Origin of the sequence: Kitasatospora sp. NPDC091276, from assembly GCF_040684355.1 — a bacterium.
Taxonomy (GTDB): Bacteria; Actinomycetota; Actinomycetes; order Streptomycetales; family Streptomycetaceae; genus Kitasatospora.
The window spans coordinates 139,909-155,003 of the sequence record NZ_JBFBFU010000012.1 but is presented as its reverse complement, the minus strand read 5'-3'; the positions used below and the strand labels follow the sequence as shown (position 1 = coordinate 155,003).

General features: G+C 71.2%; 17 protein-coding genes. 10 read left to right on the top strand and 7 right to left on the bottom strand.

The window, feature by feature from the left end:
* Both AB0O19_RS17370 and AB0O19_RS17365 read right to left on the bottom strand, forming a co-directional pair.
* A complete protein-coding gene (locus AB0O19_RS17370; protein ID WP_363620312.1) occupies positions 1-468 on the bottom strand; it encodes an NUDIX domain-containing protein in 468 nt (155 codons plus the stop codon).
* A complete protein-coding gene (locus tag AB0O19_RS17365) occupies positions 455-973 on the bottom strand; it encodes a DUF5919 domain-containing protein (protein ID WP_363620310.1) in 519 nt (172 codons plus the stop codon). The genes AB0O19_RS17370 and AB0O19_RS17365 overlap by 14 nt, the downstream gene beginning before the upstream one ends.
* A 61-nt stretch (positions 974-1,034) precedes the next feature.
* Between AB0O19_RS17365 and AB0O19_RS17360 the strand changes: the two genes are divergently transcribed.
* The 6 genes from AB0O19_RS17360 (at position 1,035) to AB0O19_RS17335 (ending at position 5,593) form a co-directional block, all read left to right on the top strand.
* Complete coding sequence (locus tag AB0O19_RS17360; RefSeq protein WP_363620308.1) at positions 1,035-1,412, top strand: hypothetical protein; 378 nt, start codon at positions 1,035-1,037, stop codon at positions 1,410-1,412.
* Between the two features lie 172 nt (positions 1,413-1,584).
* On the top strand, positions 1,585-1,818 hold the full coding sequence (locus tag AB0O19_RS17355; protein WP_363620306.1) for a hypothetical protein: 234 nt from the start codon (positions 1,585-1,587) through the stop codon (positions 1,816-1,818).
* Complete coding sequence (locus AB0O19_RS17350) at positions 1,815-2,885, top strand: methyltransferase (protein WP_363620305.1); 1,071 nt, start codon at positions 1,815-1,817, stop codon at positions 2,883-2,885. The genes AB0O19_RS17355 and AB0O19_RS17350 overlap by 4 nt, the downstream gene beginning before the upstream one ends.
* Before the next feature lie 107 nt (positions 2,886-2,992).
* Complete coding sequence (locus AB0O19_RS17345) at positions 2,993-3,694, top strand: hypothetical protein (RefSeq protein WP_363620303.1); 702 nt, start codon at positions 2,993-2,995, stop codon at positions 3,692-3,694.
* Positions 3,695-3,762: 68 nt separating this feature from the next.
* Positions 3,763-4,332, top strand: a complete 570-nt coding sequence (locus tag AB0O19_RS17340; protein ID WP_363620424.1) for an NADAR family protein — start codon at positions 3,763-3,765, stop codon at positions 4,330-4,332.
* 172 nt (positions 4,333-4,504) lie between these two features.
* Positions 4,505-5,593, top strand: coding sequence for a hypothetical protein (locus AB0O19_RS17335; protein ID WP_363620301.1), 1,089 nt, complete (start codon positions 4,505-4,507; stop codon positions 5,591-5,593).
* A gap of 104 nt (positions 5,594-5,697) precedes the next feature.
* On the opposite strand, the gene AB0O19_RS17330 is transcribed toward AB0O19_RS17335, so the two are convergent.
* Positions 5,698-7,080, bottom strand: coding sequence for a glycine--tRNA ligase (locus AB0O19_RS17330; RefSeq protein WP_030233601.1), 1,383 nt, complete (start codon positions 7,078-7,080; stop codon positions 5,698-5,700).
* A gap of 191 nt (positions 7,081-7,271) precedes the next feature.
* Here AB0O19_RS17330 and AB0O19_RS17325 point away from each other — a divergent pair, with 191 nt between their 5' ends.
* Genes AB0O19_RS17325 through AB0O19_RS17310 form a run of 4 tightly spaced genes read left to right on the top strand, consistent with a single transcriptional unit; the run spans position 7,272 to position 10,482 of the window.
* Positions 7,272-8,264 (top strand): metal ABC transporter substrate-binding protein, encoded by a 993-nt coding sequence (locus tag AB0O19_RS17325; RefSeq protein ID WP_363586345.1) that lies wholly within the window; start codon positions 7,272-7,274, stop codon positions 8,262-8,264.
* A gap of 15 nt (positions 8,265-8,279) precedes the next feature.
* The gene (locus AB0O19_RS17320; RefSeq protein ID WP_350878204.1) at positions 8,280-9,044 is read left to right on the top strand and encodes a metal ABC transporter ATP-binding protein; all 765 of its coding nucleotides are present in this window, start codon (positions 8,280-8,282) and stop codon (positions 9,042-9,044) included.
* A complete protein-coding gene (locus tag AB0O19_RS17315; protein WP_363620299.1) occupies positions 9,041-10,036 on the top strand; it encodes a metal ABC transporter permease in 996 nt (331 codons plus the stop codon). Before AB0O19_RS17320 ends, AB0O19_RS17315 begins: the two co-directional genes overlap by 4 nt.
* Positions 10,037-10,071: 35 nt before the next feature.
* Entirely contained in the window at positions 10,072-10,482 is a 411-nt protein-coding gene (locus AB0O19_RS17310) for a Fur family transcriptional regulator (protein ID WP_350878206.1), read from the top strand.
* A gap of 78 nt (positions 10,483-10,560) precedes the next feature.
* Here AB0O19_RS17310 and AB0O19_RS17305 read toward each other — a convergent pair whose 3' ends face one another.
* The 4 genes from AB0O19_RS17305 to leuA form a co-directional block, all read right to left on the bottom strand.
* On the bottom strand, positions 10,561-11,400 hold the full coding sequence (locus AB0O19_RS17305; protein ID WP_363369948.1) for an isoprenyl transferase: 840 nt from the start codon (positions 11,398-11,400) through the stop codon (positions 10,561-10,563).
* A gap of 4 nt (positions 11,401-11,404) precedes the next feature.
* Positions 11,405-12,151, bottom strand: a complete 747-nt coding sequence (gene recO, locus AB0O19_RS17300; RefSeq protein ID WP_063347510.1) for a DNA repair protein RecO — start codon at positions 12,149-12,151, stop codon at positions 11,405-11,407.
* A gap of 223 nt (positions 12,152-12,374) precedes the next feature.
* Positions 12,375-12,917 (bottom strand): TerB family tellurite resistance protein, encoded by a 543-nt coding sequence (locus tag AB0O19_RS17295; protein WP_350878207.1) that lies wholly within the window; start codon positions 12,915-12,917, stop codon positions 12,375-12,377.
* A gap of 360 nt (positions 12,918-13,277) precedes the next feature.
* On the bottom strand, positions 13,278-15,074 hold the full coding sequence (gene leuA, locus AB0O19_RS17290) for a 2-isopropylmalate synthase (protein ID WP_363620297.1): 1,797 nt from the start codon (positions 15,072-15,074) through the stop codon (positions 13,278-13,280).
* Positions 15,075-15,095 lie beyond the last annotated feature (21 nt).

The following is a 15,095-nucleotide window of genomic DNA, read 5'->3' as shown; positions in this document are numbered from 1 at the left end:
TCAGCGCACGACGGGGGTGCGGCCGCTGCGCCAGTCGGCGAGGCGCTTGCGGATGCTCGGCACCATGGGCAGGCCGTCGGCATCGGCTGGGGAGAACCAGCCGACCTCGAACGACTCGCCGGAGACTCGGAGTTCGCCACCCAGCGGCTCACCGAGCAAGCAAATGGAGAACTCCTGCCGCACCTCGCCGTCGTCATAGGCGAAAACATGGCCAGGGTCGGTGTAGGTGCCCACAATGCCGGTGATGACGACGTCGATACCGGTCTCCTCACGGGTTTCGCGGACGCCGCAGTCCGCGAGGGACTCCCCGAGCTCCATCTTTCCGCCGGGCAAGGCCCACATGCCGTTGTCGGTACGACGCTGAAGGAGTACGCGGCCATCGCCGTCGACCACGACGACAGAGGCCGCCGGCACCAGGCTGTTTGCCTTCGGCGCATGCGGGTCGTTCTCGAAATCACGCCTGGCCATGCGCAGCCACCTCCCAGATGCTTCGACCTCGGCTCCACAACTCTTCGACATGATCCGCGAATCGGTCGAACATGCCATCCGACTGGGTGCGTCGAAGATGGAACATGGGCGAGTCGTGGCCGACCCTGCGGGCAAGGATCGGAGTCACCAGCATCTCGTCATCGAACCGGAAGACAGACAGGTTCACATGCCCGGTCTCGAACCGACCCTCGACGTTCGAGACATCTCGCAATCGCTCCAACTCGCTGATGGTCACAGCGATCCGTGTAGCCAGCGTGAGGGGAACGCCCTCCTCAAACTCACGGGCTCTCGTCACTGGACTGTCAGGATCACCGATGAGGAATCTCACACGACAGCCCCCCTGAGCCTTCCGCCGCAACACACCGGCAAGGTTCGCCTGCTCAAGCCACAGGAAGTAGTTGGTGTAGCCGGCGAACGTCAACTCACGCTCGGCCTTGGTAATCAGCCATCGGATCGTGATCGAGCGATGACACAGCGCGATCATTGCCGGTCAGTCGATTGCCATATTTCCGGACAGTCTCGTCACGCAAGGAAATCCGAACGCCATGGCTTCCATGCTCAGAAAAATCACCGCCGAGGACCGCCGCGAGGCCGCCGACGCCCTCGACGACCTCAAGGCGACCCTCGCCTGCGCCGGTACCCAACTCCCCTCCCCCGGAATCGACTGGGCGTGCGCCTCCGTCACCGGCATCGTCCTGATCGACCTCGGCGCCGCCCCGACCTCCGTAGTCGTCCAGATCGTCGACGTGCTCCGCGCCGGCGTCCGCGCCCGTCGCGAGCAGGCCGACCAGCAGCCGTGGCACCCCTCCGTCGGTGCGACCGTCACGCTCAACGCGCCGGGCGGCGTGCCCCTCGCCGCCAAAGTCGTGGGTGCGAACGGGAAGTTGGTCACCGTGCGGCTCGACAGCTGGCTCACCCCGTGACGGCCGCCACCCCCACCGCCCCCGACGCCGCTCTCGTCCACGACAGCCGCACCGGGCGACTCGGCGTCGTCATGGACCTCGTCGCCGGCCTCCTCCACCTCCGCCCTCCCCATGGCGGCGTCGAGTGGACGGCCCGACCCGAGGACATCGGCCCGCCGCCCCCGCAGAACTCGTGGCGCTACCGACCCGCCCCCACCCCGCCCTGGTCGCCGCCGCAGCGTTCTCCATCGCGACCGGGGCGGGCGCAGGGGCACTCGCCTCCCGCCCGCTTCGCCACAGCGACCCCGGCATGGCGAACCTCTTCTTCCTCCTCGTACTCTGCGTTGTCACCGTGCTGGTCAACTCCGCACTCAGCAAGGCGATCCAGCACAGACGTACACACCTGCCCCAGGAGGGAGAACCGTGACCCCGGACACCGCCGCCGCGCGCCGAACACTCGCCGACCGGCTTGAGGCGGACGGCGCCCTGACCAGCCCGGCACTGCGCGCCGCCGTGGAGGCCGTGCCCCGGGAGCCGTTCCTGCGGCCCGGGGTGTTCGTGCCCGCCGGGCGCCGTTGGCGGCCGGTGACCGAGCGCGGCGCGGACCCGGCGGAGTGGGTCGAACTCGCTCACTGCAACCGGTCGTTGGTCACCCAGCTCAACGGGCAGCTGGCCGCCGACCAGGTCTCCGCACCCGTCCGGGGCTTCCCCACCGCCTCCACCACCGCCCCGGCCGCCACCGTCCGCATGATCGACGCCCTGGGCGCCGAGGACGGGCACACCGTGCTGGAGATCGGCGCCGGCGCGGGCTACTCGACCGCCCTGCTCCACCACCTCGTCGGCGAGCGCAACGTCACCACCGCCGAGGGCGACCCCGAGGTCACGCACGACCGGGTGATCGCCACCCACGCGGTGCGCCGTATCCCCCACGCCTGGGTCCGACGGACCAGGCCCGGCGGCGCGATCCTGGCCACGGTCGGCACCTGGCCCGAGGGCGCCGGCCTGGCCAGGGTCACCGTCCACGCGGACGGCACCGCCGACGGCCGGATCATCGGCCGTTCCGCCCTTCCTCCCGTCCGGCCCGATCGCCCGGCGCCCCCGGTCGGCAACCTCACGGCCTGGGCGGCAGCCGCCGAGCCGAAGCGACTGGCGCACGCCTCCCCCACCCTCCTCAACGAACCGACGCCGGCCCTCCTCACCCAACTCTCCTTCCCAGACGCAAAGTTCACCGTCTCAATCGGGGAGGATCTGGAGTCGATCTACTGCCTGTCCACCCCCGGGTCCGTCGCCGAGGTCGCCGACGACACCTACGGCTGGACGGTCCACCAGAGCGGCCCGGTCGCCCTGTGGGACGAGGTCGAGCGGGTCCTCACCGCCTGGCAGGAGGCCGGGCGCCCCGACCTCACCGCCGTCCGCCTGCGGATCACCGACCGGGCGACCCACTACTGGGTCGACGGCCACCCCGCCCTCCGCTGGGATCACGCCACCGTCTGACCCACCGACAGAACACCTCCGGGAATCGGGTGATCTCGGGACGGCAGGGCCAACCGATGGAATGCTGTGGCTCGGTCCGACCACCGCAACCACCCGGGGAGTCACCCATGCCACTGTTCGGCAGCCGCAAGAACCTTCCGAGGCCGCTGTGCGACGAGCACGGCCCGTGCCAGGCGCTGGCGACGATCTCGGTCTTCGAGGTCCGGGACCGGCTGCGGCTCCTGATCACCAGGAGCCGCGGCCTGGGGCCCGATCCGATGGCGCGGCAGATCGACGACGAGCTGTCGGTCGTCCTCTGCGTGGACGCCGGCAAGCGGGCCGGCAAGACCGAAGCCCTGTCGATAGCCGAACACGCCGCCGACCAGTGGAGCATCAGCCGGGCCGAGCTGTGGGAGCGGGCCTTCGCGAACCTGGCCACCGAGCAGCTCAACCGGCAGGTCTTCGACGCGTCCAACGGCGACACCATCCACACCGTCAACGGCATGGGGGCCTGGCCCGGAGCCGCCCACGCGCTGCGCCTGGAGAACGCCCTGGGAGGGGGCGTCGAGCTGCCCAACGGGGCCCTGGTCGCCCTGCCGACGAACAACGCGCTCTGCGCCGTGCCGATCCGCACCAGCCTGTCGCTGAACGCCATCCGCTTCCTGATCGACCTGTCGAAGGAGCTCGCGGCCGGCGATCCGGCCCCGCTGACCCCGTCGCTCTTCTGGTACCGGGACGGCTGGATAGAGAACCTCAACGTCGGCTCGGACGGCTTGATGCGCGTGTCGCCCCGCTTCCGGGACATGGCGAACGCCCTGCCCGCCAACTGACCCGGCCGGCCACCGAGAACCCGCTGGCCCGACGGCTCCCTTTGCGTCAGAATGACGATATGAGCGAGATGCGCGTGGGGAGCCCTGCCGACGTCCGTAGCCGGGTGGAGCTGGCGGCACTGACGGCCACCGGGGTGCGGCCGAAGTGGCTGATGTTCTGGGGGCACACCGAGCGGAAGGGCGGGGGGACGCGGCAGGAGTGCCTGAGCCAGTGGTGGCCCGGGGAGTTCACCGTCGGCGGGGTGGCGTACGCGTCCGCCGAGCACTGGATGATGGCGGGGAAGGCCCGGATGTTCGGGGACGAGGCCATCGAGCAGCAGGTGCTGGCGGCCCGCACGCCGGCCGAGGCGAAGAAGCTGGGGCGGCTGGTCAAGGGGTTCGACGACGCGGCCTGGACGGCCGGCCGGTTCGAGCTGGTCGTCGAGGGGAACGTCGCGAAGTTCGGCCAGGACGAGGCGCTGCGCGCCTACCTGCTGGGCACCGGCGACCGCGTCCTGGTCGAGGCCAGCCCGGTGGACCGGATCTGGGGCATCGGGCTCGCGGCCGACGACATCCGCGCGGAACGGCCCGACGAGTGGCAGGGGTTGAACCTGCTCGGCTTCGCCCTGATGGAGGCGCGGGCACGGCTGGCCGCATGAGGGCGGTCGGCCCGCTGCGGAGCGCGACCGGCGCACTTCCCGCAACGACCGCCGTCTGCGCGCTCCTTGACACCAGCCGCGCACGACTGGACGCGCTCCCTTAACTCCCCCGCCATATAGCGACGCCAGGATGTCCCGCAGTCAGGGGAGAGATGGACGGGGTGGGGCGATCATGCGCATGCGGCCGACGGCACAATCCGCGGGCCAGGACCCGGAGGGCGAGCAACAGGCGTACGAACTCCGGTCGGAGCTGGACGAGTTACTGCGCGCGAGCCGCTACGCGAGCCAGCGGGAGCGGCGGTTGAACGAGGCGATCCGGGCGGCGCCGGGCCGCCAGCGGCCGGACGGGGACCTGCCGCGGCAGCTGGCGCAGGCGCGCGCCCTGCGCGAGGGCCTGGGCGCCCGCTGCCTCCAACTGAGCGATCGACTGGAGGCGTTGGAGAACCGACTGCGGAACCGACAGCCGGAGCCGCAACCGGCCCAGGCCCCGCCGCCCCAGGACCGACCCGCCCGACCCGCCCGACCCGACATCGGCGCCCTCGCCGAGCGGGTGGCGGCCCTGCACCGCGCCGGCGCCTTCGCCGAGGCGACGGAGCTGCTGTCCCGGGCGGCCACCGGCCTCGATCCGGCGGACGCCGCGCTGCTGGCCGGCATGCTCTCCCGACGCGGCCCGACGGGCGCGTCCCTGCACCTGGCCAGGAGCGCCGCGCAGTGTGCCCCCGAGCAGGCGGTGGCGATGCTGGCGGAGTTGCGCGAGCTGGGGCTGGCGGAGGAGGCGGCGGAACTGTTCCACGCGTTCTGGGGCTATCCGGCGTCGGCCCTGCCCGCCCTGCTGGCCGCGCTGGAGCGGGCCGGGCAGGGCGCGGACGGCGCGACGCTGCTGTGGGAGTGGGGTTCGGCACCGACGCCGGAGCTGACGGCGCTGGCGACCGGCCTGCGCCGCACGGGCCGGCACGCCGACGTGCGGACGCTGCTGCGCCAGGCGGCCGGCCGGCCGACGGCGGAGCTGGCCGCGCTGGCGACGGAGCTGCCGGCCGAGCTCGCGACCGTCCTGCTGTACGAGCTGGCGGCGCTGCGCCCGCCGGTGGAGCTGGTCAAGCTGGCGGCCGCGTTGGACACCAGCCCGGAGCTGTACGGGCGGTTGCTCGCCGCGCTGCTCGCCGACGGTGCCCGGCACCGGACGACGCTGGCCGCCCTGCGCAGCGCCGGCCTGCCGACCGAACCGGCCGCGGCCCCCCGTTCCCGCTGGGGCAGACGGTAAGCGCAGACGGTGAGCAGAGGGCGGGAACGACGGGAACACGCGGGAGCCCCCGCCCGCCCCGGACGGACCGGGGCGAACGAGGGCTCCAGACGGGCGGAGCAGGCTCAGCAGCCGATCAGCCGCGCACCCAGGTACGCCTTGACCTGGTCGAGCGAGACGCGCTCCTGCGACATGGTGTCGCGGTCGCGGACGGTCACCGCGTTGTCCTCGAGGGTGTCGAAGTCGACGGTGACGCAGAACGGCGTGCCGATCTCGTCCTGGCGGCGGTAGCGCTTGCCGATGGCGCCGGCGTCGTCGAACTCGACGTTCCACGCGGTGCGCAGGTCGGCGGCGAGGCCACGGGCCTTCGGGGAGAGGTCGGCGTTGCGCGACAGCGGCAGGACGGCGACCTTGACCGGGGCCAGGCGCGGGTCGAGCCGCATACCGACGCGCTTCTCCATGACGCCCTTGGCGTTGGGCGCCTCGTCCTCGAAGTAGGCGTCGATCAGGAAGGCCAGCATGGCGCGGTTGAGGCCGGCCGCCGGCTCGATGACGTACGGGAAGTACCGCTCGCCGCTCTCCTGGTCGAAGTACTTGAGGTCCTGGCCGGACGCCTCGCTGTGCACCCGCAGGTCGTAGTCGGTGCGGTTGGCGACGCCCTCCAGCTCGGAGAACTCGCTACCACCGAAGTTGAAGCGGTACTCGATGTCCACCGTGCGCTTGGCGTAGTGGGAGAGCTTCTCCTTCGGGTGCTCGAAGAAGCGCATGTTCTCGGTGCGCAGGCCCAGGCCGACGTACCAGTCCCAGCGCTGCTGGAGCCAGTACTCGTGCCACTGCTCGTCCTCGCCCGGCTTGACGAAGAACTCCATCTCCATCTGCTCGAACTCGCGGGTGCGGAAGATGAAGTTGCCGGGGGTGATCTCGTTGCGGAAGCTCTTGCCGGTCTGGGCGATGCCGAACGGCGGCTTCTTGCGCGACGTGGTCTGGACGGCCTTGAAGTTGGTGAAGATGCCCTGGGCGGTCTCGGGCCGCAGGAAGGCCAGGCCGCTGGCCTCCTCGGTGACGCCGAGGTGGGTCTTCAGCATGCCCGAGAAGTCCTTGGGCTCGGTGAACTGGCCCTTGGTGCCGCAGTCGGGGCAGTTGACGTCCTTGAGGCCGTTCGGCGGCGGGAAGCCGTGCTTGGCCTCGTACTTCTCCTCCAGGTGGTCGGCCCGGTGGCGCTTGTGGCAGGAGAGGCACTCGGTCAGCGGGTCGTTGAAGGTGGCGACGTGGCCGGAGGCCTCCCACACCTCGCGCGCGAGGATCACCGACGAGTCGAGTCCCACGACGTCCTCACGGGCCTGGACCATCGCGCGCCACCACTGGCGCTTGATGTTCTCCTTGAGTTCGACGCCCAGCGGCCCGTAGTCCCAGGCGGCACGCGTGCCGCCGTAGATCTCGCTGCAGGGGTAGACGAAGCCACGGCGCTTGCTCAGGCTGACGATCGTGTCGATCTTGTCGGCGGCCACAGTGCTCTCTTCAGTACGTACGGCACGGTCAGGGCACGGCTGGTTGCGCGTACCCGAATACCTCAGGTTACCGGCCATATGGGTACGGGGTTCAAATCGGTATCGTCCGGCCCCTCCCAGCCACGGCCACCTGCCGTTCACCCGTCCGAGTGAGTTGACAATCATTTCCAGATAAGATGAGAATGATTGTCATGATGATCGGACGACGTACCCGCAGCTCCATAGCCATCGCCGCCACCGCCCTCACCGCCTCCCTCGTCCTGACCGCCTGCGGTGGCAGCAGCAGCGCCCAGAGCGCCGACGGCAAGCTGAAGGTCGTCGCCTCCTTCTACCCGATGGAGTACCTGGCCCAGCAGATCGGCAAGGAGCACGTCGCGGTCACCGACCTCACCGCGGCCGGCGTCGAGCCGCACGACCTGGAGCTCACCGCCAAGCAGGTCGCCACCGTCCAGAAGTCCGACGCGATCATCTACCTCAAGGGCCTGCAGCCCACCGTCGACCAGGCCGTCGGCCAGTCCTCGGCCAAGTACAAGATCGACGCCACCGCCGCCAGCCCGCTGGTCGACCACCACCTCGACGAGGGCACCGAGGCCGACGGCCACCAGCACGACGGCCCGGCCGGCGACCCGCACATCTGGCTCGACCCGACCCGCTACGCGGCGATCGCCAAGAGCGTCGGCGACGGGTTCGCCAAGGCCGACCCGGCCCACGCCGACGACTACCGCAAGAACACCGACGACCTGGTCGGCCGGCTGACCGCGCTGGACCAGGAGTTCCGGGACGGCCTGAAGGACGCCAAGTCCAAGACCTTCGTCACCAGCCACGCCGCCTTCGGCTACCTCGCCGACCACTACGGCCTCACCCAGGTCGCCATCAACGGCGTCGACCCCGAGTCCGAGCCCACCCCGGCCCGCCTCGCCGAGGTGCAGAAGGCCGCCAAGGACAACGGCGTCACCACGATCTTCTTCGAGACCCTGGTCAGCCCCAAGCTCGCCGACACCGTCGCCAAGGACCTCGGCCTCAAGACCGCCGTGCTGGACCCGCTGGAGGGCGTCAAGGACCCGGGCAAGGAGGACTACCTCTCGGTCATGAAGCAGAACCTGGCCAACCTCCAGGCCGCCCTCGGCGCCACCCCCGCCGCGACCGGCAGCACCCCCACCACGACCGGCACCCCCACCAGCTGACGGGACGACAGCACCATGACCCACCCGATACCCCCGGCCGTCCGCCTCCGCGACGCCGTCGCCTCGCGCGGCGGTCGGCCGGTGCTGCGCGGCGTCGACCTCACCGTCCAGCCCGGCGAGGTGGTCGCCCTGCTCGGCGCCAACGGCTCCGGCAAGTCCACCACCGTCAAGGCCGTGATCGGCTCCGTCCCGCTGGGACAGGGCACGCTGGAGCTGTTCGGCATCCCGTACGCCGGCTTCCGCGCCTGGCACCGGATCGGGTACGTCCCGCAGCGCACCACCGCCGCCTCCGGCGTGCCGGCCACCGTGCGCGAAGTGGTCTCCACCGGGCGGCTGCCGCAGCACCGGCTGCTGCCGTTCCGCCGCCGGGACCGCGCGGCGGTGGACCGCGCGCTCGCCGCCGTCGGCATGCTGGAGCGGGCCGGGGACGGCGTCGCCGACCTGTCCGGCGGCCAGCAGCAGCGGGTGCTGATCGCCCGCGCCCTGGTCGGCACCCCCGACCTACTGATCATGGACGAGCCGATGGCCGGCGTGGACGCCGCCAGCCAGCAGGTGCTCGCCGACACCCTGCGCGCCGAGGTCGCCCGCGGCGCCGCCGTCCTCCTCGTGCTGCACGAACTCGGGCCGCTGGAACCGCTGATCGACCGCGCCGTGGTGCTGCGGGACGGCTGCGTCGCGCACGACGGCCCGCCCGTGCCCAACACCGGCCTGCACGCGCTGCCCGGCCACGACCACGTCCACCCGCACGCCGACCACACCCCGCCGAGGCTGCTGGCATGACCGAGATGCTCTCCTACGACTTCATGCAGCGCGCCCTGCTCGCCGCCGTCCTGGTCGGGATCACCGCCCCGGCCGTCGGCATCTACCTGGTGCAGCGCCGGCAGGCCCTGATGGGCGACGGCATGGGACACGTCGCGATGACCGGCGTCGGCCTCGGCTTCATCTTCCAGACCAGCCCGGTCTGGATGGCCGTGCTGGTCTGCGTGCTCGGCGCCGTCACGATGGAACTCGTCCGCTCGCGCGGCAACCAGCGCGGCGACATCGCCCTGGCGATGCTCTTCTACGGCGGCATGGCCTGCGGCAAGCTGCTCGTCTCGCTCTCCGCCCAGGCCGGCGCCGGCTCGCTGGAGAGCTACCTGTGGGGCTCCATCCTCACCGTCGCCCCGACCGACCTGATCACCATCGCGGTGCTCGGCGCGGTGGTCGTCGCGGTCACCGTCGGCCTGCGCCGACAGCTCTTCGCGATCTGCCAGGACGAGGACTTCGCCCGGGTCACCGGCCTGCCGGTGCGCACGCTCAACCTGCTGCTCGCGGTGATGGCCGCCGTCACCGTCACCGTCGCGATGCGGGTGGTCGGGCTGCTGCTGGTCAGTGCCCTGATGGTGGTCCCGGTGGTCGCCGCCCAGCAGCTCACCCGGTCGTTCGCCGCCACCCAGGCGGCGTCGATCGCGCTCGGCGTGGTGGTCTCGCTGGCCGGCGTCACCGGCTCCTACCACCTCAACGTGCCCTCCGGCCCGGCCATCGTGCTGCTCGCCATCGCGGTCTTCGCGGTGTTCAGCCTGCTCGCCGCGCCGCTCGCCCGGCGGCGCCACCGCAGGGGCGTCGCGGACCCCGGACCGAAGGTCTGCGACGTCGCCCTGCCGGAGCAGTTCCCGGGTCGACTCCCGGAAGAATTCCCGGGGCAGTCCCCGGGACAGATCCCGGGGCAACTCCCGGGCCGCGGTTCCTCCGACGCGATCACTCCGGAGCGGGGGGCGGGGCTGGCACAATGAGGTGCGAGACGCCCACCACCCCAGGAGGACCCACGGTGACCACCGCAGGCCCGTCGCCGCGCGCCCGCTCGACCCGGCAACGTGCCGCCGTCTCGGCGGCCCTGGACGAGATCGAGGACTTCCGCAGCGCGCAGGAGCTCCACGACATGCTCAAGCACCGCGGGGACTCCGTCGGTCTGACCACGGTCTACCGCACCCTCCAGTCGCTCGCCGACGCCGGCGAGGTGGACGTGCTGCGCACCGCCGACGGCGAGGCCGTCTACCGCCGGTGCAGCAGCGGGCACCACCACCACCTGGTGTGCCGGCACTGCGGCGCCACCGTCGAGGTGGAGGGCCCGGCGGTGGAGCGCTGGGCCAACGCGGTCGCCGCGGAGCACGGGTTCAGCGACATCGCGCACACCCTGGAGATCTTCGGCACCTGCGCGGAGTGCGCCAAGAAGGCCTGAGCAGCGGAGCGGCGGTACGGCGAAGGGCCCGTGGGAGCGATTCCCACGGGCCCTTCGCCGTACCGCCGCCGTACCGCGTCAGCGCTGGGTGGGCAGGTCCAGCGGCTCGGGCACCTCGTTCGGGATCGCCCCGCCGAAGCGACGGTCGCGCCTCGCGTACTGCTCGCAGGCACGCCACAGGTCGCGGCGGTCGAAGTCCGGCCAGAGCACGTCCTGGAACACGAACTCGGCGTACGCGGACTGCCAGAGCAGGAAGTTGGAGGTGCGCTGCTCGCCGCTGGGGCGCAGGAACAGGTCCACGTCCGGCATGTCCGGGTGGTACATGTACTTGGCGAGGGTCTTCTCGTTGACCTTCTTCGGGTCCAGCTTCCCGGCGGCGACGTCGGCCGCGAGGGCCGCCGCGGCGTCCGCGAGCTCGGCCCGGCCACCGTAGTTGACGCACATGTAGAGCGTGACGGCGTCGTTGTCCTTGGTCTGCTCCTCGGCGACCTGGAGCTCCTGGACGACGCTCTTCCACAGCTTCGGCATCCGGCCCGCCCAGCGGACCCGCACGCCCATCGCGTCCATCTCGTCGCGGCGGCGGTGGATGACGTCCCGGTTGAAGTTCATCAGGAACTTCACCTCGTCGGGCGAGCGCTTCCAGTTCTCGGTGGAGAACGCGTACAGCGAGATGTTCTTCACGCCGAGCTCGATCGCGCCCTTGAGGACGTCCAGCACGACCGACTCGCCGACCTTGTGGCCCTCGGTGCGGGGCAGTCCGCGCTCCTTGGCCCAGCGGCCGTTGCCGTCCATCACGATGGCGACGTGGCCGGGGACCAGCTCGCCGGGAATCTTCGGGGGCTGTGCGCCACTGGGGTGCGGGGTCGGGGGGAGGTACTCCCTCTGTTTGCCGCCGCCGAAGAGCCGTCGCGCTGCCATGTGCTCACTTCTCCACGTATCTCATCGAGCGGATGCCCCGCTCCAAATGCCACTGCAGATAGGCCGCGACCAGGCCGCTGCCCTCCCGCCAGTACCTCGGCTCGCAGGAATCGGCCGTCTGCCAGTCCCCTGACAGCAGCGCCCCGAGCAGTACCAGTGTCTCAGGGGAGGGTACGGCACATCCGGGCACTCGGCAGTCCGGGCAGAGGACCCCGCCCGCGGGAAGGGAGAAGAAACGGTTCGGCCCCTCCAGCCCGCATTTGGCGCAGTCCGTGAAGCTCGCGCCGTACCCGTTCACCGCGAGCGAGCGCAGCAGGAAGGCGTCCATCACCAGGTGCGACTCGTGCAGCCCGGCCGCCAGCGTTCGCAGGGCGCCCACCAGCAGCAGGTACTGCTGGACGGCCGGTTCGCCCTCGTTCTCGGCGAACCGCTCGGCCGTCTCCAGCATCGCCGTCCCGGCGGTGTAGCGGCCGTAGTCGGTGACGATCGAGCCGCCGTACGGCGCGATCGTCTCCACCTGGGTGCACAGCGGCAACCCACGGCCGATCAGCTCACTCCCCCGGCTGAAGAACTGCACGTCCACGTGCGAGAACGGCTCCAGACGGGCGCCGAACTTGGACTTGGTCTTGCGCACCCCGCGCGCCACCGCCCGCACCTTGCCGTGGTGCCGGGTCAGCAGGGTGATGATCCGATCGGCCTCGCCGAGCTTCTGCGCCCGCAGCACGACGCCGTCGTCCCGGAAAAGACTCATGGGAGCCATTCTCCCCCACGGCACGCCCCGGCCGCCGACAGCCGTGTTGCCCGCACCGAGTCCGTGGGGGAGGACCGATCGGTGCGGGTCACGGCGGGCCCGGAGGGGGATTTCGGGCCCGTTTTGTGGGGGATCGGAGATGGCTCGGGGGTTGCGCGGCGGGCCCGGTACTGCGGAGCGGGCCCGGTACTGCGGAGGACGTCTGGGTTACTGCGGAGAAGGTCTAGTACGGAGCCCGGGTCGCCGCCTCCAGCAGCGCCCCGACCCGCGACTGCGGTAGATCCAGACAGCGCCCGACCGCGGCCAGCGCCTCGCGCTCCTGCGGCAGGTAGCGCCCGTCGGACAGGGCGATCGCCGCGCCCTGCAGCAGCAGCCGCTCCCGGCCCTGGTGGGCCAGGTGCGGGGCGAGCGGTTCGAGCACCGCGTGCAGTTCCACGGCCAGGCCGCCGGCCATCCCGTGGGCGTCGTAGAGTTCGCCGCCGAGCCCGGACAGCGCGGCGAGCGCGGCCAGCACCTGGGCCTCGCCGCAGTCCTCGAACCCGGCCTCGCGCACCGCCGTGCAGGCCGCCTCGCGGGCCGCGCGGTGCGCGGTGCCGCCGGCCGCGAGCAGGGCGAGCGCGATGGTGTACTGCGCGTCCCGCAGCATCGCGCCGAGCCGTACGGAGGTGGGCTGTTCCAGGCTCTCGACGCCGTAGCGACCGTGGCAGCTGGTGCACTGCACGCTGCCGATCACCGGGCCGAGCGGGGCCACCGGGGTCCCCAGCAACCGCAGCCACCGCCGACCGTGCTGCCGGCGGTAGTTGCGGTCCCCGCCACAGCCCGGACAGAAGAAGTCACCGAGAACGTCAGTCCGCCACCGCGGGCGAACACCCCACAACCTGGTCACGGCGCCACTCCCCAGACATGGCAGACGGCCTGCACAACAATGGGCAGGTCACGCGACCGGACACCGAGGCCGTCCCACCGACCCGGCTTTCCGGTGGATCGATGTTGCCATGGTTACCGGCACGTGTCAGTACCTCGAACGGCTTCCGACCCGAAAAAATGTGGCGCAGGACACAACTGGCCCCAGGCGCGGCGAAGGGCCGCCCCGGAGGACGGCCCCGCCACATCTCACTCGTACGAACTACCCGCGCTGTGCCCGGTTGACGGCGCTGATGATCGCCTTCAGCGAGGCCAGCACGGTGTTGCCGTCGATGCCGACGCCCCACAGCACCTTGCCGTCCACCGCGCACTCGACGTACGCGGCGGCCTGGGCGTCGCCGCCCTCGCTCAGCGCGTGCTCGGCGTAGTCCAGGACGCGGACGTCCAGACCGATCCGGGCCAGCGCGTCCGTGAAGGCGGAGACCGGGCCGTTGCCGACACCGGTCAGGGTCACCGGTACCGAGTCCACCAGCGCGCCGGCGATCAGCGCGTCCCGGCCGTCCTCGGTGGTCAGGGTGCGCGAACCGCTCAGCGAGATCCGGCCCCACGGGTTGTCCGGGGTCGGCAGGTACTCGTCCTCGAAGACCCGCCAGATCTCGGCCGGGGTGACCTCGCCGCCCTCGGCGTCGGTCTTGGCCTGGATGATCCGGGAGAACTCGATCTGCATCCGGCGCGGCAGGTCCAGCTTGTGGTCGTTCTTCAGGACGTACGCCACACCGCCCTTGCCGGACTGGCTGTTGACCCGGATGACCGCCTCGTAGGTGCGGCCGACGTCCTTCGGGTCGATCGGCAGGTACGGCACGCCCCAGGTGTGCTCCCCCACCGGGACGCCCGCCGCCGCGGCGTCCGCCTCCAGGGCGTCGAAGCCCTTCTTGATGGCGTCCTGGTGCGAGCCGGAGAAGGAGGTGTACACCAGGTCGCCGGCGTACGGGTGGCGCGGGTGCACCTCCATCTGGTTGCAGTACTCGGCGGTGCGGCGCACCTCGTCGATGTCGGAGAAGTCGATCTGCGGGTCGATGCCCTGCGAGAACAGGTTCATGCCCAGGGTCACCAGGTCGACGTTGCCCGTCCGCTCGCCCTGGCCGAACAGGCAGCCCTCGATGCGGTCCGCGCCCGCCATGTAGGCCAGCTCGGCGGAGGCGACGGCGGTGCCGCGGTCGTTGTGCGGGTGCACCGACAGGCAGACGAACTCGCGGCGCGACAGGTTGCGCGACATCCACTCGAACTGGTCGGCCTGCACGTTCGGGGTGGCCCGCTCGATGGTGGCCGGCAGGTTCAGGATGATCTCGCGGCCCTCGCCCGGCTGCCAGACGTCCATGACCGCCTCGCAGACCTCCAGCGCGAAGTCCAGCTCGGTGTCCACGAAGATCTCCGGCGAGTACTGGTAGCCGAAGACGGTCTCCTCGCCCAGCAGCTTCTCGGCGTACTCCATCACCAGCCGGGTGCCGTCGGTGGCGATCGCCTTGGTCGCGGCCCGGTCGTTGCGGAACACCACCCGGCGGAACAGCGGCGCCGTCGCGTTGTACAGGTGGACCGTCGCGCGCGGGGCGCCGACCAGCGACTCGACGGTCTTCTCGATCAGCTCCTCGCGGGCCTGCGTCAGCACCGAGATGGTGACGTCCTCGGGGATCGCCCCCTCCTCGATCAGCGACCGCACGAAGGCGTGGTCGGTGGCGCCGGAGGACGGGAAGCCGACCTCGATCTCCTTGTAGCCCATCGCGACCAGCAGGTCGAACATCTTGCGCTTGCGGGCCGGGGACATCGGGTCGATCAGCGCCTGGTTGCCGTCCCGCAGGTCGGTGGAGAGCCAGCGCGGCGCCTTGGTGATCACCTTGCTCGGCCAGGTGCGGTCCGGCAGGTCGACGGTGTCGAACGGCAGGTAGCGCCCGTACCGCATGCCGGAGGACAGCTGGCGCACGGACGCGGCGGTGATCGGGGTGGGGCGGTCGACGAAGGCGCGACCGGCGGGGATGGGCGCGGCGGAGCTCTGCTCGGTCATGGAATGACTCTCGGCTTCCTG